Source organism: Geoalkalibacter subterraneus, assembly GCF_000827125.1.
Classification (GTDB): Bacteria; Desulfobacterota; Desulfuromonadia; order Desulfuromonadales; family Geoalkalibacteraceae; genus Geoalkalibacter_A; species Geoalkalibacter_A subterraneus.
Genome location: NZ_CP010311.1, coordinates 1,065,442 through 1,090,451, shown reverse-complemented (window position 1 = coordinate 1,090,451; position 25,010 = coordinate 1,065,442). Strand labels below are relative to the sequence as shown.

Here is a 25,010-nt window from a genome sequence, read left to right as displayed (position 1 = left end):
GCATTTCAGGGGAGCTGCCGCAACAGTATCCCTCCCCGGTAAAGGAGGTAAAAAGCCGCCATCTGCACCACATGATAAAGGTCGTTGTGGTTGAAATGCCGGTGGAGACTGAAACCGGACTGTTGAATGCCCGCGGCAACCAGTGAAATCACCACACCCAGCGTAATCCAGCGCCCGGCCGCCCGGCCCTGCCGCAACCAGCACCAGGCCTGCAATCCGCCGACGAAAAGCAGCGAGGGCAGATAGTCGAGCACTACATACAAAAAGGCGTCGTGAGATGTCATCCACCAGGCGTAAACCGCCCATTTCACAAACGCCGCCGCCAGTAGAATGCGCCGCACCCGCCCGCGGAACATGCTGCGGATCATAGCGGCCAGAAAACACAGGCTGGCGATTCCCACCGCCTGCACGGTCAGTTTCCACAGCAACGCACTGCCGATTCCGCCCAACAGGTTTGGAAAACCGTGGACGGTCCCCCCGCAGAACGCCGCCACTGCGGAAAAGATAAACACAAGACTCCAGTCACCGATCGCCCGGTCATGGAGTCTTCGCCCCTGCCGCCACAGACGCCCCCCGAGCCACAGCACCCACATCCCGAGCAGATAATCGGTCAACACCGTCATAGGTTCATGTATCAAAACATCGCTCCCTTACTGGCTCACATCCAATCACGAATTGTTCACAAAAACCTGCCATAAAAAGGTCATGGACAAATTACGGCATTTAACGAAATCCTATTGGCTCGATTCCGCCATAAGACTATTTTTCTAATGATAAAAACAAGCCTTTTACTTGGGGGAAAACCTGAAAAAAAAATAATTTTTCAGCAACCCTTTTGCTAAATGGACAGATTTCCGTCAAACCCTTTCGGTTACAAATCAAAAGGTTAATTGCCGGGTGTGATTATTGCAATAATTTCGCATCGCGCGATTTCGAATAAATTACGATCAAATCATCGGACCATTAACTGACTTAAATTTTTCAACATCAATATTTTCCAAAACTGCCACTTTCAGCATCACTGCTATTGCTTTTACAGGTTTCAAGGGAGTCATTCTACATATCTAGATGGGGGCAATCCATGACACAAACACGCTTTATTGCTTTGGCGACGATCGTGCTCATCAGCATATTCATGCTGCCGGCATCGATCCTCGCTGCCCAGCAGGGCTGCTCGCAGTGCCATTCCAACAACAACCACCATGAATCCGACCTGTACTTCGCAGGAGAGTGCGGGCAATGCCACAGCGGCATTACCACCGAAGGGGACTGCGCAAGCTGCCATACATTTGTACCGCAGCAAAACGCACACCACGGCACAACCGAAGCTCTGGCCGGCGATTGCGTGCAATGCCATTCCGGGGTAAAGCAACTCGGTGACTGCCTGGGTTGTCACCAAGGCAGCATCCGCGCCCCGCACCATGAAGCACTGACCACCAACCCGGACCTCAACTGCGTTGCCTGCCACACGCAGATGGACCCAAATATCACCTGCGCCACCTGCCACGGCGACAGCGTGCGGCAGCAGCACCACAGCGTCGCCGCCGAGCAGGGGACCGATTGTGCATCCTGCCACGCCGAGATCGTCCCGACCCCCAACTGCGTCAGCTGCCATGACGACCAGTACTGGGGCGCGGAAATGACCGCGGCAAGCACTCACCATGAAGCCGCTTCAACAACCGGCACGGCATGTGAGAGCTGCCACACCAATGCCCCCCTGCCCTCCAGCTGTGCCGACTGCCACCAGGGTGAAGCCGCTCAGCGCCATCATGATATTGCCTCCGCCACCAGCATGGACTGCGCCAACTGCCACACCGAAATTGCGGTGGATCTCGGCAGCCAGTCCAGTTGTCGGCAGTGCCATACCCCCAGCCAGGAAAATCAGACGTTCCACCACGACCTGGCCATGGCGACTCCGGATCTGAGTTGCGCAACCTGTCACAGCGATGCCGCACCCTCAGCCGGTTGTACCAGTTGCCACGACAGCACTTCCTGGGGCCTCGACGATCAGAGCAACCCGGTCCGCGCCAGTGACCGTCATCACCAGATCGCTGTTGATTCTTCCCTGGACTGCAGCGCTTGTCATACCACGATGGTTTTCGACGCCTCGTGCACAGCATGCCACTCTCCCGGAGAAGCCCGTGACGGCCACCATGCCGGCGACAATTTCGACTGCGCCAGCTGCCACGGAGCCACAGCGTCCGTAGGCACCTGCGAAAACTGTCATGATGCCTCAAGCTGGACCGTAGACCCCCAAAGCGATCATCACGCCAAGATCGAAGAAGGCTTTGACTGCGCCACATGCCATTCCGGCATCGTGCCTAAACCGGAGTGCAGCAGCTGCCACACCGCGAGCTCCTGGAGCACAGGTTCAGCCCAGGCGCAGCATCACGAAGTGGCGGCCGTCGGCAAGAACTGCGCAGACTGTCACACCGGCGGTCTCCCAGGCGAAGGCGGGGTCTGCTCCGACTGCCACCAGGGCGCTGCGGCTCAAACCCACCACGAATTGGCCACCACCAGCGACAAAGCATGCCAGGATTGTCACACCCAGCTGCCTGTCGTCACCAGTTGCGAAAGCTGCCACGACGCCGCCTCCTGGAGCGTGGATGCCCAGACCGACCACCATGCAAGAATCAACCAGGGGGTGGACTGTGCGACCTGCCACTCCAGCATAGTGCCCAAGCCCGAGTGCAGCAGCTGCCATACCCCGGATTTCTGGACCGAGGGCTCAGCCAGAGATCAGCATCATGAAGTTGCCGCAACGGGTAAAAGCTGCGCCGACTGCCACAGCAGCATGCCGCAGAACATCAACTGCGAGAGTTGTCATACATCGAGCAGTTGGCTGGTAGATGCCCGCAGCGACCACCATGATTTTGCGGACACCTCCAATACGGACTGTACCGTCTGCCATACCGCACTCGATCCGGTTGCCGACTGCACCAGCTGCCATCAGGGCGATTCGGCGACGGCTCACCATGTCGAGGTACGCCAGAGCTACCCGGAGTTCGCGGAATGCAACTCCTGTCACAGCGGCATGGTCGAATCAAGCAGCTGTGAATCCTGCCATACCGCCTCAAGTTGGGGTACCGCAGGTTCCTCAGAGCAGGCGCATCATGATTTCGCCAGCGCCAATAATTTTTCCTGCGACTCCTGCCACCCGACCGTTGGAGGAGGTTTTGCCTGCAGTGATTGCCATGCCGGCCAGTGGGATAACACCACCAATCCACACCACGACACGGGGCTGACATACCCTTATGGCTTCTACAGCTGCTTTGACTGCCACCCCGGCTACGACAGCACGGGCCTCATCATGTTCTCCGACGCCGATTGTGAAGCCTGTCACACTACGGTAGTCGGTACCGATGCAATCGTCACGCAACATCATGACACGCAACCGGCGCTCACCGGCGACTGCGCCGCCTGCCACGCCGGCATCGACAGCACTGCCAATGCCACCTTCGACTGCGCAGGCTGTCATGCCGACAAGGCGCGCGATGGCAGTGGCCAGATGCACCATGAATCCCCCGACTACCTGGCCGGGGACTGTGCCAGCTGCCACGGCGCGGTTGACACAACACAACTTGACTGCGTCGCCTGCCATGCGGACAAACCGCGGGACGGTAGTGTGGCCATGCATCATAACACTCAACTTGCCGCAGCTGACAATTGCGCCACTTGCCATACAGGTGTCACCGACAGCACCCTCGACTGTGCGGCCTGTCATCAGGGCAAAACCCGCGACGGCGGGGTTGCCATGCACCACGACAGCGCAGACTACACTCTCGACAACTGCGCGGCCTGCCACAGCGGTGCAGTAGAAGCGGTCGACAACTGCGCCTCCTGTCATGAAGCTGCCGGTGAGCCGGCCATCAATGAGCTGCACCATGCCACTGCCACGGCCACCAGCGGCGATTGTGCCGCATGTCACGAAGGGATTGACGCTGTCGGAGGAGATCTGGACTGCGCGACCTGCCATGCCGCTCAGCCTGTCTTCGACGGCGGCGTGGGCATGCATCACGACTCAGATGCTTACACAGCAGGAAATTGCGCCTCCTGTCATGAGAATGTCACCGCCGGCAATGACTGCTCGGCGTGCCACTCCTCGGATATCGGGCAGACTCACCACACGAGCGACTACGCCCAGACGTCCTCCTGTGTCGATTGCCACACAGGTGCAGATGCTGTCACCAACAACTGCTCCGTTTGCCATGAGGCGGCCGGAGAACCAGCGATCAACACCCTGCATCACAACACGGCCACTGCAACCACCGGCAACTGTGCAGCCTGCCACGAGGGCATCGACTCGGTGGGCGGCGAACTCGACTGCGCCACCTGCCATGCAGGCAAGGCGCTCGACGGCGGTGCAGCCATGCACCATAATACGCCCAATTATCTGGAAGATAACTGCGCAGCCTGTCACACGGTGAAAACCTTCACACAGATGGCTGCCGACAATGATTGCGCAACCTGTCACAGTAGCGGCAATCCGGATCAGATCGCCGACCGTCACCATGCTACGGCACCTGCGCTGGCAAACAACTGCGCGGCTTGCCATAGCGTCAACCAGGACGAACTCGACTGCGCGACCTGTCATGCCGAACAGTCTCTCGATGGCGGCGGGGCCATGCACCACGCCACTCCTACCGCGGTCAATGGCACCTGCACCGATTGCCATAGCGCAGTAACACCCGAGAACATCAACTGCGCAGAATGTCACGCCGCAGTGGCCGAAAAGGACGGCGGCGTTCAAACCCATCATACCACCCTGCTGTATACGGAGGGCGCCTGCCTCACCTGCCACACGGGCGCAGATTCCGCATTGGTTGACTGCTCTGCCTGCCATTTCGGCCCCAACGGCCCGACGGCCGGGGAGCGGCACCATACCAGTGTCTTTGCGCAGACAGCGAGCTGCACCGACTGTCACAGCGCGATTGACGTGACAGGGCTCGCGTGTACGACCTGTCATACGGGTGAGGGCCAGCCGGAGATCGAGCTGCTCCACCATGATATGACCATTTCCGGACAGACGGGGGATTGCGCCACCTGCCATCAGGGGATATCCAGCGACATTGCATGTGCAGAGTGCCACATCTCCGCAGGACAGCCTTCGATCGCCGAATTGCATCATACTTCACAAACCGCTCAGACCGGCCTGTGCAGCGCCTGTCATACCGACACCGCCCCGGCCGATATCATCTGCGCGGATTGCCACGGCGACACCTCCAACCATCATATTCAACCTGAGTTCGATGAGGGCAACTGCACCTTCTGTCACAGCACCATCACCCTGAACGGCGGCACCTGCAGCGACTGCCATGGTGGTAGTGGAGTCACCATTCCGGAGTTGCACCATACCGGACCCTTGACCGATCTCGGCGGCGACTGCTCGGTCTGCCACCAGGCCATCAGCGACCCGAGCACCTGCTCCAACTGCCACTCCGGCAGCCCCCATCACGACACGGACCGCTCGAAACAAGGCAACTGCGCCTATTGCCACACCGTTCCGGACTGGGCGAAGGACCGTCCCAAACAGGCCGCCTGCCGTGAATGCCATGGCGCCTATATGCACGACAAAGGTGGTCCGATTCAGGATTTCGGCGCCTGTGCCGACTGTCATGAAACGGTTCCCTTCCACCCCGCTCCTGACTCCATTCCTGGCTATACCGGATATGGAGCCGGCAAGAAGAAGTTCAATATCTTCTGGTCAATGTATGCCAAAGAAGAAGGCCCAGGGGAAAGACTCAGACCCAACGGGGAGGACATGAACGACGAGGGCGGCCGTAAAATCCGCGCCCAGACCATCTCTCACAACAAAACGCAGATTTCACATAAAGGCCGCACGTATACTGTGCCCTATTTTGATGATCTGCCATCCTCTGGTGACGAGGGCGGCACAGGCGGCAATCTTGATGTCTGCACCTCTTGCCACTGGAATCGAAGCGACCGGGTCGCCTGCGACAATTCCAAGTGGACACGTCACTACAATGAAGGCTGGGTCGACCTTGCTACTTACCAGTTAGCGGAGAGCACTTACATCGGAAGCCTCTGCAGCGCGGGTGATTCCGGTAGCGGCGGTGACAACTACGTCAGCAAAGACGGCACCTTTATCGAGGCGGAGCACTACAACGTCCGCGGAGACAACTTTTCGGTGCGTACCGGTTCCGGCAGCAACGACAAGTACATGCGTGCCGAGACCGATGCCGGTTACCGCGGTCCAAGAGGAAACCCCCTTGAATTCCGGCTAAACTTTACCGAAGCGGGAACCTACTACCTGTGGGTCCGCACTCATGACAACGATAGCAGCAGCAGCGACTCCATGTACTACGGCCTCAACGGCAGCGTCGTCGGTGACATTCAGACCGCGCGCAGGAGCAGTTGGCGCTGGGTCAATAGCTACAGACGTTCGGGACCTGATCCCATCAGGATCTCCATTCCCTCGGCCGGCACTCACACCATCAACTTCTGGAGCCGTGAAACAGGGCTGTACTTCGATGGATTCTATCTGACCAAATCCAGCAGAGACATCCCCGGAGGGGATCGTACGACCATCCCTGACGGCGCCAAGGTCGTCGACCCCACGCGATAACTGAGCCCTACCGATCCTGGCCGGCTTCACGGCGCTGCCTGAAGCCGGCCATTTCCCATTAAACCCTATGACCAAGGGAGGCAAAAATGAAAAAGTACATGAAACCCAGAGTTGTCAGAAGCAGCAACGTTCACCCCTGCTGATATAGCGCAACACATCTGCTTCAACGACAAAAAGGCCAGGATTTTGCATCTGGCCTTTTTGTCTGAGGGGGTTATCCCTTCAAAAGACGAAAGCCCCTGCCGGTAGCGACAAGGGCTTTTTTTAAGATAACCAGTGAGACTGGGCTGGATTACTTCTTATACCCTTCCATCTCATCAAACTGCAGGTACTGATAAATCTCTTTCTCTTTCGGAGCGATCTTTTCCTTGTAGACCGCCATATATTCATCAACGGTCGGGATTTTGCTGATATTGGAAATAACCGCGCCGAGTTCGGCAGAGCCGAGATAAACCTTGGCGCCGTTGCCGATACGGTCGTCGAAATTACGTGTCGACGTGGAGAACATATTGACGCCATCAGGCACGCGGGCCTGATTTCCCATACACAGTGAGCATCCGGGAATTTCAATGCGCGCCCCGACTGCACTGAAGACGGAGAAGAGCGCTTCTTCCTTGAGTTTTGCCTGATCCATGCGGGTCGGCGGACAGATCCAGGTCCGTACCTCGGGATTGAATTTCTGACCGCGCCAGATTTCGGCAGCTGCCCGGAAATGCCCGATATTGGTCATGCAGGAGCCCAGGAACACATCCTGAATCGGTGTACCGGCAACCTCGGACAACAGTTTGACATCGTCCGGGTCATTGGGGCAGGCCAGGATCGGTTCGGTGATTTCCGCCAGGTCGATCTCGATAATTTCGGTGTATTCAGCGTTTTTATCGGCACGAATCAGTTTGGGATTCTTAAGCCATTCCTTGACGTCGTTGATGCGACCGCGCAGCGTATCGGGGTCACGATAACCTTCCTCGATCATCTTCTCCATCAACGCGACATTGGAGCGCAGATACGTCGCAACGGACTCTTCGGAGAGCTGAATGCAACCAGCAGCCGCAGAGCGTTCTGCCGCAGCATCGGTGAGCTCGAAAGCCTGTTCGACGGACAGATCGGGCAACCCTTCCATCTCAAGGATGCGACCGTTGAAAATATTTTTCTTGTTCTTCTTGGGAACCGTCAGCAGACCCTGCTTGATGGCCCAGTAGGGGATAGCGTTGACAACGTCGCGCAGAGTGATGCCGGGGTTGAGCTTGCCTTTGAAGCGGACCAGCACCGATTCAGGCATGTCCAGAGGCATGAAACCCAGAGCACCCGCAAAGGCCACCAGACCGGACCCGGCGGGGAAAGAGATACCGATCGGGAAGCGGGTGTGAGAGTCACCACCCGTCCCGACCGTATCGGGCAGCAGCAGACGATTGAGCCAGCTGTGGATAACGCCGTCCCCGGGACGCAAGGCAACACCTGCACGCTCCGCGATGAAATCAGGTAGCGTCTTGTGCATCTTTACGTCGGCCGGCTTGGGATACGCCGCGGTGTGACAGAAGGACTGCATGAACATCGGTGATTGGAACTTAAGGCAAGCCAGTTCCTTGAGTTCATCTGCCGTCATGGGACCGGTGGTGTCCTGGGAACCGACTGTAGCCATACGAGGCTCGCAGGCCGTCCCGGGCAGAACGCCGGGAAGTCCGCAGGCCTGGCCGACAATCTTCTGTGCCTGGGTATAGCCCTGGTCGGATTTCGGTGTCGGGTTGATCGGCTTGGCAAACACATCGGTCTCATCCAGGCCAAGGTGCTTGCGGGCCTTGTTGGTCAAAGAGCGTCCAATGATCAGCGGGATACGGCCGCCGGCACGATATTCATCGGGCAGCGTGTTGGGCTTGATTTTGAAAGAGGCGATCACGTCACCCTTTTCATTGGTCACCTCGCCCTTTTTGGTATCGATGGTGATCACATCGCCCGTGTTCATCTCAGAGACATCCATCATCAGAGGAAGCGCCCCTGAGTCTTCGGCAGTGTTGAAGAAGATCGGAGCGATAACGCTGCCGACAATCACGCCACCACGACGCTTGTTGGGAACAAAGGGGATATCGTCACCGATATGCCAGAGCACACTGTTGCAGGCGGACTTGCGGGAGGAGCCGGTTCCCACCACATCGCCGACAAAGGCGACCTGGTGACCTTCCTCACGGAACTTGGCGATTGTTTCCAAGCCGCCGGGGAAGCGGGTTTTTCCCATGGCCAGTGCATGCAGGGGGATATCCGGGCGGCTCCATGCGTCGCCTGCCGGGGAGAAGTCATCCGTGTTGATTTCGCCTTCAACCTTGAAAACTTTAACGGTAATTTTTTCCGGGAGTTCGGGCTTGGCTTTAAACCATTCAGCATCCGCCCAGGACTGCAGAACTTTTTTAGCGGCAGCATTGTCCTTGGCAAGAGCAGCCACATCATCAACGGCATCATACACCAGAGTCATTTTGGACAGGGCTCCAGCCGCGGAATCAGCCAACTCGGAATCTTTAAGGGCATCGACAAGATACTGAACATTGTAGCCGCCCATCATGGTGCCGAGAATTTCAACGGCATCAATTTTGGAGATCAACGGGGATGAGGCTTTTCCGGCAATGATGTCGCCAAGAAAGTTCGCCTTAACCTCAGCGGCGGGATCAACGCCGGGGGAGATGCGGTTCTTGAAAAGATTGAGCAGAAAATCTTCCTTGCCGGAAGGCGGAGACTGAAGAAGTTTGCACAGTTCAGCAGTCTGCTCGGGATTCAGGGGCAGAGCAGGAATGCCTTGGGCGTTCCTCTCGGCTTCATGACGTAGATAAGCATCGATCATCACTTTCCTCCTAGGAAATTTGCTGGCTGAAAAAGTCAGCGAATTGCTTTTTTTCCAGCGTTATTTTCCCGGTGTCCGATAGCTGTATTACAAAAACGAAACCAGAAAAAAGACTGGCGAATCAAGGCATCAGACACCAAAAATCCTGCATACTGTATACGATTCACATGGTCTTTGTCAATGTTCCACCCAAACCGGAAGTTTTATTATTATTTCAAGGCGGGGTTCCTTCCCTGTCATATTCTGTCACAGACGTAGAACATAATGTCGCCAAGTTCATCAGGGAGGCATTCATGTTTGAAATCGTCATGTTAGCAGGACTATCCAGCGCAGCCTTTTCACATCTGTTCGGGGAAATCGTCAATGCCCTGCGCCAGCACGGGAAATTAAAAAGCAAACCTTTGCGGAGAAATGTCCATAAATGTGGTGTAAATTCTGATCGGAGCCAAAAGCCTGCGGAGAGCAAAAACCCAAAAAAAGCCCGGAAGCAAACACCTCCGGGCTTATGCAGTAAGAATAAACAGATGGAATCGGATCAGTTGATGAGCGCTTTAACCTTTTCAAAGCCAAGATTGTAAGCTTTTTTGTTCAGTTCAAGAAAGGCTTCGGGCACTTTTGCCAGAACTGCTTTCTCCCCTGATTCACGGGCAACGACATCGGTCAAGGCAATCATAGCGCCGAGGGCCACCACGTTGGCGACGATCTCCCGGCCGATGTCTTCCTTGGCCGTGCGCATGATGGGCATTTTGACAATCTTGAAATCCCCTTTGGGCTCATTCTTCACGAAGTCGGAGTCGAGAAGCAGCAAACCGCCGGGTTTAATGCCGTTGGCGTACTTGTCGGCGGCTTCCTGGGTCATGGCCAGACAGGCGTCGACAACGGTCGCCTTGGGATAATCAATGGGTCCATCGGAAATGATAACTTCCGATTTAGAGGCGCCACCACGGGCCTCAGGGCCGTAGCTCTGAGACTGAACGGCGGACTTTCCCTCAACGATACTGGCGGCTTCCGCCAGGATGATTCCGGCCGTGATCAGACCTTGACCACCGGCGCCGGAAAACCGAATTTCATAACGTTCTGCCATGTTTCAATTCTCCTTTTGCAGGCGATCAGGACGCTTTGCCCTGGGCACGCTCAATGACGTTCTGGTACTGCTCGCAGTATTCCGGCTTGTCTTCCTTATACAGAACACCCGTCAGAATTTTACCTTCGAGCTGTTCAGCCGTCATTTTCGAAGCGGCCTGGACCGGTACCGCCATATCCTTGAGACGCTTCATCATATCGACGACGGAGCGAAACTTGTTGCGGCGGCCATAGGTCGTGGGGCAGTCATCAAGCACTTCGATGATTGCCATTCCCTTATGCTTGATCCCCTCCGCAATCAGCTTGTCAATCTGGGTTGCATGAAATGCAGTGGTGCGAGCCACATAGGTTGCACCGGCGCCAATGGCCAGTTTACTAATATCAAACACAGGGTCGGGATTGCCATAGGGTGTAGTGGATGCCAGGTGCCCCGTAGGGGTGCAGGGGGAGAACTGACCACCGGTCATGCCGTAGATATAGTTGTTCATGATGACATAGGTCATGTCGATATTGCGACGGCAGGCATGGATGAAATGATTGCCTCCTATGGCCGTACCGTCGCCATCACCGCCGCAGCAGATCACAGTCATCTCGGGATTTGCCATCTTAACTCCGGTAGCGAAGGCAGCTGCACGACCATGGGCAGTATGCAGAGTACAGGCATCGAGATAACCGGGCAGACGGCTGGCGCAGCCGATACCTGAGACGATGGAAGTCATCTTCCGGTCGAGATTGCAGGTATCCATGGCCCGGATCAAGCCTTTCATGACAATACCGTGACCGCAGCCGGGGCACCAGATATGAGGCAGTTTACCCGGCCGGATGGATTTTTCGTAATCGTAAGCCATTTTTAAAGAACCTCCTTCACCTTGGCCATAATCTCGCCGGGATTGAGCGGCTCACCGTCAACCCGGTGAACGCCGGCAATTTTACATTTGCCTTGGGATACCCGCTCAACCTCATAAATCATCTGGCCAAGGTTCATTTCGGGGACCACAATCGCCTTAACCTGCTCGGCCAATTCAAGTGTGCGTTTTTCCGGGAAAGGCCACAGGGTGATAGGACGGAAAAGGCCGGCCTTGACACCCTGGCTGCGCAGTTCGTTGACAGCGTAACGGGCGGAACGGGAAGTAGAGCCATAAGCCCACAGAATCACTTCTGCGTCTTCGGTCATATACTCTTCGTTTTTCTCAATATCCGCGGCGTTGTCCATGACCTTGTCGACCTGGCGACGCTCCTCGGCATCAACCAGCTCGGCCTTGGTGGTAGGGAAGCCGTCAGCAGCCTTGTTGAGGCCCGTTACATGGAATTTGTATCCCGACCCGAAAGCTGCCAGGGGAGGAACCTGCCCCTTGGTCGCGTCATAGGGCTTGTAATCCTCAGGAGAAACGTCAGGAGCCTGACGATCGATGACTTCAAGCTCACCCGGCTCGGGGAATTCAACCCGCTCGCGCATGTGGCCGACAATCTCATCGTAAAGGACCTGAACAGGCATCCGGTATTTTTCGGCCAGGTTGAAGGCACGAACCGTTTCGCTGTAAATCTCCTGGCAGGAAGCGGGAACAACCGCAATCGCAGCGTGGTCGCCGTGGGTGCCCCAACGGGCCTGCATGACGTCGGATTGGCCGGGCCCGGTCGGCATACCGGTCGAAGGACCGCCGCGCATAACATTAATAATAACGCAGGGCGTTTCGGCAATGCAGGCATAGCCGATCAATTCCTGCTTAAGGGAGACGCCGGGGCCCGATGTCGCAGTAATAGCCTTGGCACCCGTCAGGGAAGCACCAATCACTGCCGCCATGGCGCCGATTTCGTCTTCCATCTGAATGAATTTCCCTCCAACTTTGGGCAGTTCAACGGACAGAACTTCCGCAACTTCCGTGGAGGGCGTGATGGGGTAACCAGCGAAAAATTTAGCGCCGGCATAAACTGCACCGTGCGCACACGCTTCGTTCCCCTGGAGAAGAGCAACTTTCTTAGCCACGTTATCCTTCCTCCTATAACGGTTTAGGCGATTTTCTCGACCTTGATGGCAAAATCAGGGCAGCGCAATTCGCACTGCATACAAGCGATGCAAGCTTCAGGCTTGGCCGCTTTGACCGTAAAAAGATCCATTTCGAGGACCTGGGTGGGGCAGAACTCTACGCAGATATTGCACCCCTTGCAGTACCTCTCAATGATTTCCACTTTTCCTTTGGCGCTCATTACCTGTCGTCTCCTTTTTTGTGATAACCGTCCGAATTAGGTTTTCTCAAAACGGCGGAATGTTACCACAAGCAGTTCATTCAAGCCAGATTTTTTTGTATACGAATACCAATATCCAATTTTATTTTCGGAAGACTCGCAAAATCATGCCGAATATAAGGAAATCTCAATAGCCAGAAATCAAAATGGCTACGAAGGAGATAGGAAATCGGCAAAAATCCGGGAATATCAATCCGGGGGGGCCTTCCTTGAAAGGTGTATTTCCCCAATGCTTAAAAAAAAGAAAATAAGGGCAATGTTGCCATTGCCCTTTAATGGTCATGACATTGGATAGGTATCAAAAAAGCTTACATTTTCATGCTGCCGACAAGTTCTTTAACGGCATTGACTGAATTGTCGAACATTGCCTGCTCTTCATCATTGAGCTTGAACTCGATGATTTTTTCAACGCCGTTAGCGCCGAGGACGCAGGGAACGCCTACATAGTAGTTGTCAACACCATATTCTCCCTTGAGCAGGGCACAGGTGGGCAGCACGCGCTTCTGATCTTTAAGAATAGACTCGGCCATGGCGATGGCGGAAGAAGCAGGACTGTAGAAAGCGCTGCCGGTCTTAAGCAGGGCAACAACCTCGCCACCAGCTTTCTTGGTACGCTCAACCATGGCGTCCATAACTTCCTGAGCTTTGGCGGCGCTGCCGTACTTCTGCTCGAGAAGTTCCATCACCGGAATCCCCTTGACGCTGGCATAGCGAACAAGAGGAACCATGGTATCCCCATGACCACCCAGAGTCATTGCTGTCACATCTTTGACTGATACGCCGAGTTCCCAGGCGATAAAAGTTTCGAAACGTGCAGAGTCGAGAACCCCGGCCTGTCCCATAACGCGCTCGGAGGGGAAACCGGTAATTTTCTGACACAGAGTGACCATGGCGTCGAGAGGATTGGAAATGATAATAACGAAGGAGTTGGGAGCATACTGCTTGATGCCCTCAGATACCTGGGTCATGATTTTGGAATTGACCTCGATCAGATCATCGCGGCTCATCCCGGGCTTACGCGGCAGACCGGCGGTCACGATCACCATGTCGGAACCTTCAATATCCTTATAATCGTTGGTCCCTTTAAGCTCGACGTCAAAGCCGTCGACAGGAGAAGCCTCGGCAAGGTCAAGCATCTTGCCCTGAGGCATGCCTTCGACGATATCGAACATGACCACGTCACCCAGTTCCCGCAATGCTGCGAGCTGAGCCAATACGCCACCAATTTGACCACCACCGATCAATGCAATTTTAGGTCTCGCCATTCTCTCTCTCCTTTACACGTGAAATTACGCCCTCCTCCAAATGGAAGGCATGGATATAACAACGTTTCCACTCAGGAAGCTGGACCGCACACTGCGTATACAGTATACAGAAAGCATTTCTCTGTCAAGAACTTTGCTTTGTCGCAGATTTTACTTAAAAATTTGGGCAAAACACTCTTTTACCAACCTGAAAAATATAGCAGGAGGAAAACAAAAAACCCGCCAAGGGGCGGGTTTTTTGTACCTTCGCATTTTTTACATTGCATCTATGATGCTGTTCAGTGTCGGGCTGGGGCGCATTGCCTTGGCAGCCAGAACCGGATCGGGACGGAAGTAACCGCCCACATCCACAGGTTGACCCTGGGCAGCAAGAAGCTCTTCGGCGATCTTGGCTTCATTATCCTCTAACTGCTGAGCAACCTTAGTGAAACGTTCCTTAAGCTCAGCATCCTTGTCCTGGTCGGCCAAAGCGCGCGCCCAGTACATAGTGAGATAGAAGGTACAGCCACGATTATCAATCTCTTTCACCTTACGGGAAGGCAGGCGATTGTTTTCGAGATACTGCCCAACTGCCACATCGAGAGTCTCGGCCAGCACCTTGGCTTTGGCACTCTGATATTTGGCGGCGATCATCTCAAGGGAGGGAACCAATGCGCAATATTCCCCCAGAGAATCCCAGCGGAGATGCCCCTCTTTGAGGAACTGCTGTACATGTTTGGGAGCCGACCCTCCTGCACCAGTTTCAAACAGTCCACCGCCGGCCAGGAGAGGAACAATGGAAAGCATGCGAGCGCTGGTCCCCAGTTCAAGAATGGGGAACAGGTCAGTCAGATAATCACGAAGAACGTTTCCGGTTACCGAGATCGTGTCGAGACCTTTGCGCGAACGTTCGCAGCTGAACTTCATGGCATCGACCGGCTTCATGATGCGGATATCAAGCCCGCTGGTGTCATGATCTTTAAGATAGGTGTTGACCTTCCTGATCATTTCACGGTCGTGGGCACGGTTATCGTCGAGCCAGAAAATGGCCGGAGTACCGGACTCGCGAGCACGCTCAACAGCCAGACGCACCCAGTCTTTGATGGGGATATCTTTGGCCTGGCAGGCGCGAAAAACGTCACCGGGCTCAACCTTCTGCTCAAGCAGCGTTGCACCTGACGCATCGACAATGCGGAAGGTTCCTTTGGCCGGGGCGGTAAAAGTTTTATCGTGAGAACCGTACTCTTCTGCCTTCTGCGCCATCAGGCCAACGTTGGAGACGCTGCCCATCGTTGCGGGATCAAACTGGCCGTTTTTCTGGCAGTCCTCGATCATGGCCTGATACATGGTCGCATAGCAGCGATCGGGGATCATGGCGATGGTGTCCTGCAGCTCATCTTCAGTATTCCACATCTTGCCACCATCCCGCACTACGTTAGGCATGGAAGCATCAACAATGATGTCGTTGGGCACATGAAGGTTGGTAATCCCACGACGGGAATCGACCATGGCGAGAGCCGGACCTTTCTTGTAGCAGGCGTTGATATCAGCCTCGATCTGGGCTTTTTTGTCTGCCGGAAGACGATCGAGCTTCTCCAGAATATCAGCCAGACCGTAATTGGGGCTGGCACCGATTTCCTTGAGCTCAGCGGCATACTTGTCAAGCGCGTCCTTGAAATAAACCTTGACGCAATGTCCGAAGAGAACAGGGTCTGACACCTTCATCATGGTGGCCTTCAGGTGCAGAGAAAGCAGAACGCCTTTCTGCTTGGCCTCATCCATGGTCTTGGCATAGAATTTCTGCAGTTCTGCAACGTCCATGTGGGTCGAGTCGAGAACCTCGCCTGCCTGCAGAGGCAGTTTCTCTTTCATGACGGTCACGTTGCCGTCATCGGCGACAAATTCGATTTTGGCTTCGGTCGCTTTATCGAGAGTCAGGGATGTTTCATTGTCGTAGAAATCACCCTTGTCCATGTGAGCCACACGGCACTGGGAAACTTCAGGCCACGGCTTCATCATTTTGTGGGGATTTTTCTGAGCGAATTTCTTGACCGCGGGGGCCGGCCGGCGATCGGAGTTTCCTTCACGCAGAACCGGGTTGACGGCGCTGCCGAGAACTTTGCCGAAACGTTCCTGCAGCTTTTTTTCCTCATCATTCTGGGGCTCTTCAGGGTAGAGAGGGAGGTCATACCCTTTGGACCGCAACTCCTTGAGCGCTGCCTGCAGCTGAGGAGTGGATGCGCTGATATTGGGCAGTTTGATGATGTTGGCTTCAGGCTTCTTCACCAATTCACCCAACTCGGCGAGATAATCGGGAATTTTCTGGTCATCTTTGAGCTTGTCAGGGAAGTTGGCGAGAATGCGTCCCGACAGGGAGATGTCACGGGTTTCAACTTCAATTCCAGTCCCTTTGGTGAAGGCCCGGAGGACGGGAAGCAGCGCATAAGTTGCCAGCGCAGGCGCTTCGTCAATTTCTGTCCAGATAATTTTTGATGCCATGTCGTCTCTCTCTCCTTGGTTGGTATGCCAATGTTGCAAGTACCGCAAGAGGCTTGACGGCGGGCCGACCGACCCGCGCCCCCTTTGAAATTCAGGCGAAAAACCGGTTACCTTAACCACCTGCAAAGCGGGAACCTTCGCGCCCGGAAAAGAACCAACCCGGTTCGCCGCGAGGCAGGAGACTGGCCTCTCTCCACCGCGTGAACGAATCGACCCTCCGGGACCAAAACGTGTATACAGTATACAAACCCCGATATACTGTCAAGGAAAATCCATGCCGGCAAAAAGGCATGCGAAACCTCTGCAGCACCTGAATTTCAAGAAACGGATCTAACTGGTGGCGGGCGATAAAAGAAGAAAGGGAAGCCCCCTTCTGGCCTTCGCCCCTCTCAGCACAAAGCACAGGAGGGAGCGGAACCAGAAGGCTATTTAATGGAGGAGGGCAACGGCAGAAGCTGCCCAATCGGGAAAATTTCAGACTGGCGTGCCTGCTCACGTGCCTCATCAAGGTCAGCGTCGGTCATATTCCTCGGCACCTCCAGAGTCTGCCCTTCATAGACGCGGCGGGGATCTTTGATCTGATCACGATTTGCTCGATACAGAACGGGCCACAGCAGGGGATCGCCGTAGACTTCCGGGCGGCTAGCAATCAGCCAGAGAGTATCACCTTCCTGCACATCATAGTGGGAAACCTTTTCAGGTTCCGGTTCCGGCGGGGGCTCAGGCGCAGGTTTGGCTTCAGGAGCACGACGGGGCCTGGTTGCGGATTTTGGTGAATCCTGAGAGAGAGAGGCCTCCTGGCGAGCCTCAAGTTGCCTACGACGCTCCGCTGCTTCTTCTTTCGCTTTAAACTCCCTCTCCAACCGATCCTGCTCTTCCTGAGCTGCTTGAATCGCAACGCGGGCGAAGTGTTCGGCAATGGCAAAAGCGGAACGCGCCTGCTCATATTCACCTGCATTGAGATGCGCCTCTCCCCTTTTCAGCGCCTCATAAGCCACTTGATAGTGCTCGGTCGCCAGGTGATCAGCTCCAAGAGAATAAGCCCGGGCGACAATGCGCTGCGCCCCACCAAGCTCTTCGCGAGGGGCTACAGCACACCCCGACACAAGCCCTGTCAGACACAGAGCGACAAGCAAGGAGCGAAAAGGTGAGCAGAACCTATGTCCCCGCGAAAGCATCATCAGCCGTAAATGACTCCTGGAAACAGTTTAACTGCAGAACCTTCAGGTCAAGACGAAAAGTTTTTCGGAGAAAAAACGGGGGCGCCCCGATCCTTGGGAATCACCCCCGCTTTACCGATATCAGACCAAAAAAATGGACTTATTTGGGGCGTACAGCCGAACGGATGGACAACTCGCGCAACTGCTTTTCATCCACCGGGCCCGGAGCTTCGGACATCATGCAGGTCGCTTTCTGCGTCTTCGGGAAAGCAATGACGTCGCGGATGGAGTCCGCACCGGTGAGGATCATAACCAGACGATCCAGGCCGAAGGCGATGCCGCCGTGGGGCGGAGCGCCGTACTGCAACGCTTCAAGCAGGAAACCGAATTTTGTGGCGGCCTCCTCTTCGCCGATTCCCATCAGGTCGAACATGCGACTCTGAACCGCACTGTCGTGAATACGGATACTGCCGCCGCCGATCTCCGAGCCGTTAAGAACCAGGTCGTAAGCCTTGGCGCGCGCCTTGCCGGGATCGCTTTCAAGCAGCGGGACATCCTCATCCATCGGCGCGGTAAAGGGGTGATGCACCGCCACGTGGCGACGCGCCTCACCATCCCATTCCAGAAGGGGGAAGTCCGTCACCCAGACGAAACGGTAAGCCTGCTTGTCGATCAAGTCCAACTTGTGGCCAAGATGCCCTCTCAAACGACCGAGAGCCTCATTGGCAATCTGGAATGAATCGGCAACGAAAACCAGCAGATCGCCGGTTTCAGCCTTGAGCGCGTCGTTGATGCTGCCGAGTTCCGTCTCACTGAAAAATTTGGTGATGGGAGATTGCCATCCGTCGGGGTTGACCTTGACCCAGGCCAATCCCTTCGCACCGTAAATTTTAACGAACTCCGTGAGTTCATCAAGCTCCTTGCGGGACATGGAGGCCCCACCCTTGACATTCATGGCCTTGACGATTCCGCCCCACTGCACGGCATCGGCAAAAACCTTGAAGCCGCTTTCACGCACCAGGTCGGAGATTTCGACCAGCTCCATGTCAAACCGCAGGTCGGGATTGTCTACCCCGTACCGTGCAAGAGCTTCCGCATAGGTCATGCGGGCCATGGGCAGCGCAATTTCAGCGCCGATGGTTTCCTTGAAGATGCGGGCGATCATCTCTTCCATGATCCCCATGACATCTTCACGATCGGCAAAACTCATCTCGCAGTCAATCTGAGTGAATTCCGGCTGCCGGTCGGCGCGCAGGTCTTCATCGCGGAAGCATTTAACGATCTGCATATAGCGGTCAAAACCACTGATCATCAGGATCTGCTTGAAAAGCTGAGGTGACTGGGGCAGCGCATAGAACATCCCCTGGTTCACTCGGCTGGGGACCAGATAATCGCGCGCGCCCTCAGGAGTGCTTTTGGTCAGAAAAGGCGTCTCGACTTCCACGAAATCCTGAGAGGCGAGATACTCGCGCGCAATCCGGGTCACCTGGTGGCGCAGGATCAGATTCTGCTGCAGTGCCGGACGCCGCAGGTCGAGATAGCGATACTTCAGGCGGGTGTTTTCCGCGACATCACTGTATTCATCCAGCATAAAGGGAGGAGTCTTGGCGATATTGAGAACACGCAGCTCGCGCACCTCAACTTCCACTTCGCCCGTTTTCATTTTCGGGTTGACCGTCCCCTCGGGACGAGGTGAAACCTGGCCGCGAATGGCGATAACATATTCGCTGCGCACCTTGTCCGCTTTGCTGTGAGCTTCGGGATCACGATCCGGGTCAAGGGCAAGCTGTACAATCCCCTCGCGGTCGCGCAAATCGATAAAAATCAACCCACCGTGGTCACGGCGGCGGTGCACCCAACCCATCATGCAGACATCCTTACCGATGTCCGCCGCAGTCAGCCGGCCGCAGTAGTGCGTTCTTTTCCAGTCGCCAAGAATGTCGTTCAAGAGTGTATCCTCCCTCTTAATGTCTGCGTGACTGTCGATTCAATCGACAGAATTTTAAACTATACAAACGCTCGCCGAAAATCTCAAGCACAGGTGGCGTCAGTTGCGGCAGGGTTCGGGGATGGCACAAAAACCTCTTCAAGCCGCGCCAGTTCGACTTCCCGTTGGGAGCTGTCCGCCATATCGCGCAGTTGCGCGACACCGCGCGTCAGCTCATCTTCACCCAGAATCAGAACAAAACGTGCGCCGAGCTTGTCGGCGCGACGCATCTGTGCCTTGAGACTCTTGGTCTGGTACTCCATTTCGGCGCGGATTCCACGGCGCTGCAGATGGTGCATCCGGTTGAATGCCTCGCGGCGGGCTTTTTCGCCCAGCGCCGCAAGAAACACATCGGGCTTTGTCGCTTCGCAACGGCTGCCTTCGAGCAAGAGGAAAAGCCGCTCCACTCCCATTGCGAAACCGATCCCGGGCAACTCAGGCCCGCCCAGTTGTTTGACCAGGCCGTCGTAGCGCCCACCGGCCGCCACAGCGTTCTGCGCCCCCAGCTGACCGGTCACCAGCTCAAAAGTCGTCTTGGTGTAGTAGTCGAGTCCGCGCACCATCCTCTTGTTAACGGAATAGCTCGTTCCCAATCCGTCAAGGTAGCTCCGCACCGCGCTGAAATGATCGTCACAATCCTTGCACAGGTGATCGAGCATGGCCGGCGCCTCGTGCGTTGCTTCGCGGCATCCGGCCACCTTGCAGTCGAGCACCCGCAGCGGGTTGGTCTGATAGCGCCGGCGGCAATCATCACACAGGGCATCGAGACGTTCCTGTAAAAAAGTGAGCAACTGTTCGCGATAATCCGGGCGGCACACGGGGCAGCCCAGGGAATTAAGCTGCAGATCAAGATCCCGCAACCCGATCTCATCCGCGAAATGACTCAGCATTGCCAGGGTCTGCGCATCGATGGAGGGATGGTCGACCCCGACTGCCTCCACGCCGATCTGATGAAACTGCCGATAGCGCCCCTTCTGAGGCCGTTCGTGACGAAACATGGGCCCCAGGTAGAAAAGCTTGTTAAGCGGATCGCGGGCATAGAGTTTATGCTCGATCAGGGCTCGCATGACCGATGCCGTCCCTTCCGGCCGCAGTGTCAGCGAATTGCCGCCCTTATCCTGAAAAGTGTACATTTCCTTTTCAACGATATCCGTGGTTTCACCGATGGAGCGGCTGAAAAGCTCGGTCTTTTCCACCACCGGCACGCGGATTTCAGAAAAACCATGCAGGGAGAAAACCCGGCGCGCGGCTGCTTCCAGAAATTGCCAGGTTTCAACTTCTCCCGGCAGGATATCGTTCATTCCCTTGATGCCCGTAATACTCACGCTTTATTCACCTCATTGAAATTATCCCGGCCGAGGCTGGGTCCGTGCCTTTTTTACCTTGTCAGGGCATGACCCGTCAATGCGTTATCCCGGATAAGTTGCATTTCTGGTGCAGAAGATCAGGGTGTGAGAGGGAGGGCCGAAGGAGAAATCGCAGGTTGGCGGGCGAAAAGGGCTTTCAAGTGGTGGGAACATCACGGATACAGCGCACCACGTTGCGCTGCGTTTTGCCCCAGTACATGGCGCGGTCAGCAAGGTTGAGAAGATCGAGGCGTTCTTCAGCGTCAGTGGGAAAAACTGCGTAGCCGATGGTGGCAGTCAACCGCACGTCAAAGCCGTCCTCCGCCATGAAGCGATGATCGGCCAGGGTCCGGCGAATCCTTTCCGCGACCACCTCGGCCCCTTGATCCTCGGTTTCTACCAGAAGTGCGGTGAATTCGTCGCCACCGTACCGAAAGAGAATATCCGCATCACGAACGCACTTTCTGAGCAGTTTCGCGGTTTCACAGAGAATCGCACTGCCCACGAGGTGACCGAACTGATCATTGACCACCTTGAAATAATCGAGATCGACGAAGACCAGTGCAAATTCAAGACCGTAGCGACCGGAACGGCTCAACTCCTGATCGAGAGCCACCTGCAGATAGCGATGGTTATAAAGGCCTGTCAGGTCATCGGTGTACATCAACTGCTGTGCCTGCTCGAAACGCCATGCATGATCAAACCCGACTGCGATCTGTTGCAAGAGAAAATCCAATTTTTCATCGGGAGAGAACAACTTCTCCGCGCATAAAACAAGGGCTCCCCGCAGGGCGCCCTGTGCTCGCAGGGGAAAGATCCACAATGTTTTGTCCAGCCCGAATTGACGGGTTGTCTCCGCATCAAGATGAATGAGGCCATCACTACGCGGGATGCAGGGGAAAAGACGATCAACCCAGGTGCGCACCTCCTCGGCCGAAAATCCTACAAGACCATGCAGCTCGCTATGTTCCGCCGCTTCACGCACAACGGCAAAACCATGTGTTGCCCCGGTTTCACGCAAGCAGAGATCGACCGCCTGCCCCAGAAAACGATCCCGTTCAAGAATTCCGACGAGGGAATTTGTCTCCTGCAGCCAGGAAATCCGCCGGCTCAACGATGCATTTTCAGCAGCCAGCTTTCTGCTTTCCAGAACACCGCGAATCCGGTGGCGCAACTCTTCCCCCGGAAAAGGCTTGATCAGATAATCGGCAGCGCCATATCTCAGCCCCTCCGCCGCAGATTCCCGCTCCGCGCCTCCCGCCGCCAGCACAACTTCCGGAGCGGGATCAACAGACCGGCACTCATGCAGGAAGGGCCGGAGCCCTCCCTCAAGCGTGCTCAGATCGGCCACGACCAGATCAACCTTTCCCTCCTTTATGCGGTCAAGTGCGGCATGCCCTGATTCGGCTGTTTCGACGGTAAACCCTTCACGCCCCAGCAGGTCGGAAAAAAGCTGCCGGAAGAACAGTTCCCGGTCGACAACCAGAATAGTGGGTGTATCCATGAAATACGACTCCGATTTACAGAAGAACCCTGACGAACCGTCGGGCAATCACACACTACAAAAAAAGAAAGGAATCAGCGTGACCCTGCGATCTGCACATGCCACCCAACAAATATTCCATGCAAAAAACACACCTTAAATGCGTCGAAACTGCCCCCCTTCCCAGATCTCCACGCGCTGAGTCCGGCCATCGGTAGACCAGCGCAGAGTCCCCTGGGTATCGGTCCGCAGCAGGGGGATGCCGCTCGCCCGAAGAACCTCAAGGACTTCAGCGGCGGGCAACCGATACACATTTTCGCGACCGGCAGAGACAAAAGCCATTTCAGGCTGCACATGATCGATCAGTTTCCCGGGCGATGATCCGGCACTGCCGTGATGGGGCATTTTCAACAAGCATACCTCTCCAAGAGGCGGGTGCAACAAAAGTTGTTCAACTCCGGCACGTTCAAGGTCTCCGGTAAGCAGAACCCCCTTCTCATCAAGTTCGGCCTGAATGACCAGGGAGCGGTCATTTTCTGCTTTGAGATGGAGAGGGGGCTGAAAAATATTCAATCTATACGGAGCAAAGCGATCAACAGCCGTCCACCCCGGCTCAAAATGGCGAACCGGGATGCCGCGGCGAGCCAGCACGGCTCCCAAAGGCGAGGCCGACAGGTCCGTGGTAGACGTGGTCCAGAATTGGTCGACTTCAAAATTTTCAAGGATAAAGACCAGCCCTTTGCGGTGGTCGGGATGATCGTGGGTCAGCACTACAGCGTCAAGGCGACGAACCCCTATATGTCCGAGCGCCGGCGCCACAAGTCGCTCACCCACGTCGAAGTTATCGCTGTAAAGCCCACCTCCGTCAACCAGAATGTGGCGCGTGCCTCCAAACGACAACAAAGTCGCGTCCCCCTGACCGACACTGACAGCCGTCACCGTGAGACGTCGCGTATCTCCGGAGGGAAACAGGCTCCACAGAAAAAAAACCAGACAGAGCCCAATTGTGACAATCCGCGCCACCCATCCACAACGGAAACGCAGGGGCAGCATAAGCACGAGCACCACGAGCGCAATGCCCAAGGTCTGCCAGGGGGAGAGAAACAGGCGCCATCCACCGAAGATCGGCCTGGCAATCATCCAGGCGGTAGCATCCTGAACCATGCCGAGAACTGGATGCACCACGGACAGCAACCACTGCGCAGCGGTCGGCCACAAAGGTAAAAACGCCATCGCAACCAATCCAAGAGGCAATGCCAACAGCGCAATAGCCGGAACGGCGACGAAATTAGTCAGCAGACCGGCGGGAGCAAGAAGATGAAAATTGGCAAGTACCAGCGGCAGAGTCGCAAGAGAGGCGACCAGGGTGGTGACCCCCAGCAGACAGAACCACCGTAGACAACGGGGATAATCCCGGCAGAAGCTGGACCATCGTCCGACACAGGCGACAATAGCGGTCACCGCGGCAAAGGAGAGTTGAAAGGACACATCGAAGATCAGCAGCGGCTGGATCAGGAGAAAAATAAAAGCGGCGGCCCAGACCAGATTCAAAGGGCGGGTACGCCAGCCGCTCAACCAAAGTAAAATACCCACAAAGGCCATGAAAAAAGCCCGCAAGGTCGGCAGCGCGCCACCGGTCACCATAACATAGAAAAGCAGCAGCGGAATCAAAGCCAGAGGAAGATAGCGGCGCGGAGGAAAATGTAACAGCAGGCGCTCACTGCGCCGCCACCCCAGCAGAAGAAGGGAATAACCGTAACCAGCCACTAAGCCGAGATGAAGGCCGGAAATGGAGAACAGATGGGAGATGCCGCCACGCGCCAGAGTCTCTCGCTGTGCAGGCAGCAAGCGGCTCTTATCGCCGACCAGCAGCGCCGCAGTCAAGGCAGAGTGGGCATCGTCCTGGCGAAAGATCACGGAAGCCAGATTGAAGCGAAGACGCCTGAAAAAATCAGCGGAGTACCAGGGCACGTCCCGTGGGGCCACCGCCATATCACGAAGGCTTTTCAGGTATCCTGTCACAAAGATTTTGTGCGCGCAGAGGTAACGGGGATAATTGAATTCCCCCGGTGATCCGAAAAGGGCCGGGTGACGCATGCGGGTGCGCAGCCAGACGAGATCGCCGGGTAGAATCTCTCTGTTATCCTCGGGAGATTCTCCGAAAAACAGGCGCATACGCCCATGCACTCTCTGACTCAACCCCTCACGGTCCAGGGACTGGATTTCGAGGTCGACGCGCCCCCGCCCATCGGGATAATGAACCATTTCAAGTATTCTGCCGTGAAAGTTTGCGGCCTCCCCATCTACATGGTGAACAAGATGAGAAGGATCAACGGGCAGGGAAATGGAGGTGGAATAAAAAAGAAGCCCGGCAGCAAAGAAAAAAAGCCCGGCAAATAGCGAGAAAAGCCGGCGGCTCTTGCGCACTGCCCATACCACAAAGGCCAGGGCACCAATAAAACCGATGTGAACGGTTTCCAGCGGCAGATACGGCATCAGGCACAGGCCCGCCGCGTAGGACAATAGCCAGGGAAGTACACCCATGGGAACA

15 protein-coding genes are annotated in these 25,010 nt (G+C 55.7%); 2 read left to right on the top strand and 13 right to left on the bottom strand.

Annotation, left to right across the window (positions count from 1 at the left end; genetic code table 11):
• Positions 1-5: 5 nt before the first annotated feature.
• Entirely contained in the window at positions 6-638 is a 633-nt protein-coding gene (locus tag GSUB_RS04850; protein WP_144401951.1) for a DUF6962 family protein, read from the bottom strand.
• A gap of 443 nt (positions 639-1,081) precedes the next feature.
• Between GSUB_RS04850 and GSUB_RS04845 the strand changes: the two genes are divergently transcribed.
• Positions 1,082-6,586 (top strand): hypothetical protein, encoded by a 5,505-nt coding sequence (locus GSUB_RS04845; RefSeq protein ID WP_040199480.1) that lies wholly within the window; start codon positions 1,082-1,084, stop codon positions 6,584-6,586.
• A gap of 292 nt (positions 6,587-6,878) precedes the next feature.
• On the opposite strand, the gene GSUB_RS04840 is transcribed toward GSUB_RS04845, so the two are convergent.
• Positions 6,879-9,413 carry a bifunctional aconitate hydratase 2/2-methylisocitrate dehydratase gene (locus GSUB_RS04840; RefSeq protein WP_040199479.1) on the bottom strand — a complete coding sequence of 845 codons (2,535 nt, stop codon included), beginning with the start codon at positions 9,411-9,413 and terminating at the stop codon, positions 6,879-6,881.
• Positions 9,414-9,706: 293 nt separating this feature from the next.
• Here GSUB_RS04840 and GSUB_RS18975 point away from each other — a divergent pair, with 293 nt between their 5' ends.
• Positions 9,707-9,991 (top strand): hypothetical protein, encoded by a 285-nt coding sequence (locus tag GSUB_RS18975; RefSeq protein ID WP_158414041.1) that lies wholly within the window; start codon positions 9,707-9,709, stop codon positions 9,989-9,991.
• Here GSUB_RS18975 and GSUB_RS04835 read toward each other — a convergent pair.
• From GSUB_RS04835 to GSUB_RS04785, 11 genes are all read right to left on the bottom strand, one after another.
• Positions 9,949-10,497, bottom strand: coding sequence for a 2-oxoacid:acceptor oxidoreductase family protein (locus GSUB_RS04835; RefSeq protein ID WP_040199478.1), 549 nt, complete (start codon positions 10,495-10,497; stop codon positions 9,949-9,951). The genes GSUB_RS18975 and GSUB_RS04835 overlap by 43 nt on opposite strands.
• Positions 10,498-10,522: 25 nt before the next feature.
• Positions 10,523-11,344: a 2-oxoacid:ferredoxin oxidoreductase subunit beta gene (locus GSUB_RS04830; RefSeq protein ID WP_040199476.1), complete on the bottom strand. Its 822-nt coding sequence runs from the start codon at positions 11,342-11,344 to the stop codon at positions 10,523-10,525.
• 2 nt (positions 11,345-11,346) lie between these two features.
• On the bottom strand, positions 11,347-12,480 hold the full coding sequence (locus GSUB_RS04825; RefSeq protein WP_040199474.1) for a 2-oxoacid:acceptor oxidoreductase subunit alpha: 1,134 nt from the start codon (positions 12,478-12,480) through the stop codon (positions 11,347-11,349).
• A gap of 23 nt (positions 12,481-12,503) precedes the next feature.
• Positions 12,504-12,701, bottom strand: a complete 198-nt coding sequence (locus GSUB_RS04820) for a 4Fe-4S binding protein (protein WP_040199472.1) — start codon at positions 12,699-12,701, stop codon at positions 12,504-12,506.
• Between the two features lie 347 nt (positions 12,702-13,048).
• A complete protein-coding gene (gene mdh, locus GSUB_RS04815; RefSeq protein ID WP_040199471.1) occupies positions 13,049-14,005 on the bottom strand; it encodes a malate dehydrogenase in 957 nt (318 codons plus the stop codon).
• Positions 14,006-14,260: 255 nt separating this feature from the next.
• Positions 14,261-16,483: an NADP-dependent isocitrate dehydrogenase gene (locus tag GSUB_RS04810; protein WP_040199470.1), complete on the bottom strand. Its 2,223-nt coding sequence runs from the start codon at positions 16,481-16,483 to the stop codon at positions 14,261-14,263.
• A 425-nt stretch (positions 16,484-16,908) separates the two neighbouring features.
• Positions 16,909-17,664, bottom strand: a complete 756-nt coding sequence (locus GSUB_RS17895) for a LysM peptidoglycan-binding domain-containing protein (RefSeq protein ID WP_052464560.1) — start codon at positions 17,662-17,664, stop codon at positions 16,909-16,911.
• 139 nt (positions 17,665-17,803) lie between these two features.
• The gene (gene aspS, locus GSUB_RS04800; protein ID WP_040199469.1) at positions 17,804-19,591 is read right to left on the bottom strand and encodes an aspartate--tRNA ligase; all 1,788 of its coding nucleotides are present in this window, start codon (positions 19,589-19,591) and stop codon (positions 17,804-17,806) included.
• Positions 19,592-19,674: 83 nt separating this feature from the next.
• Positions 19,675-20,931, bottom strand: a complete 1,257-nt coding sequence (gene hisS, locus GSUB_RS04795) for a histidine--tRNA ligase (RefSeq protein ID WP_235269933.1) — start codon at positions 20,929-20,931, stop codon at positions 19,675-19,677.
• Between the two features lie 202 nt (positions 20,932-21,133).
• Positions 21,134-22,480 (bottom strand): GGDEF domain-containing response regulator, encoded by a 1,347-nt coding sequence (locus GSUB_RS04790; protein ID WP_040199467.1) that lies wholly within the window; start codon positions 22,478-22,480, stop codon positions 21,134-21,136.
• Between the two features lie 135 nt (positions 22,481-22,615).
• On the bottom strand, positions 22,616-25,003 hold the full coding sequence (locus tag GSUB_RS04785) for a DNA internalization-related competence protein ComEC/Rec2 (protein WP_084211756.1): 2,388 nt from the start codon (positions 25,001-25,003) through the stop codon (positions 22,616-22,618).
• Positions 25,004-25,010 lie beyond the last annotated feature (7 nt).

Bases quoted from the DNA above. Each gene is read 5' to 3' on its own strand.
- GSUB_RS18975 (WP_158414041.1), top strand. From the start codon at position 9,707: ATGTTTGAAATCGTCATGTTAGCAGGACTATCCAGCGCAGCCTTTTCA.
- GSUB_RS04840 (WP_040199479.1), bottom strand. From the start codon at position 9,413: ATGATCGATGCTTATCTACGTCATGAAGCCGAGAGGAACGCCCAAGGC.
- GSUB_RS17895 (WP_052464560.1), bottom strand. From the start codon at position 17,664: ATGATGCTTTCGCGGGGACATAGGTTCTGCTCACCTTTTCGCTCCTTG.
- mdh (WP_040199471.1), bottom strand. From the start codon at position 14,005: ATGGCGAGACCTAAAATTGCATTGATCGGTGGTGGTCAAATTGGTGGC.
- hisS (WP_235269933.1), bottom strand. From the start codon at position 20,931: ATGAACGATATCCTGCCGGGAGAAGTTGAAACCTGGCAATTTCTGGAA.
- GSUB_RS04820 (WP_040199472.1), bottom strand. From the start codon at position 12,701: ATGAGCGCCAAAGGAAAAGTGGAAATCATTGAGAGGTACTGCAAGGGG.
- GSUB_RS04810 (WP_040199470.1), bottom strand. From the start codon at position 16,483: ATGGCATCAAAAATTATCTGGACAGAAATTGACGAAGCGCCTGCGCTG.
- GSUB_RS04845 (WP_040199480.1), top strand. From the start codon at position 1,082: ATGACACAAACACGCTTTATTGCTTTGGCGACGATCGTGCTCATCAGC.
- GSUB_RS04785 (WP_084211756.1), bottom strand. From the start codon at position 25,003: ATGGGTGTACTTCCCTGGCTATTGTCCTACGCGGCGGGCCTGTGCCTG.
- GSUB_RS04830 (WP_040199476.1), bottom strand. From the start codon at position 11,344: ATGGCTTACGATTACGAAAAATCCATCCGGCCGGGTAAACTGCCTCAT.
- GSUB_RS04835 (WP_040199478.1), bottom strand. From the start codon at position 10,497: ATGGCAGAACGTTATGAAATTCGGTTTTCCGGCGCCGGTGGTCAAGGT.
- GSUB_RS04790 (WP_040199467.1), bottom strand. From the start codon at position 22,480: ATGGATACACCCACTATTCTGGTTGTCGACCGGGAACTGTTCTTCCGG.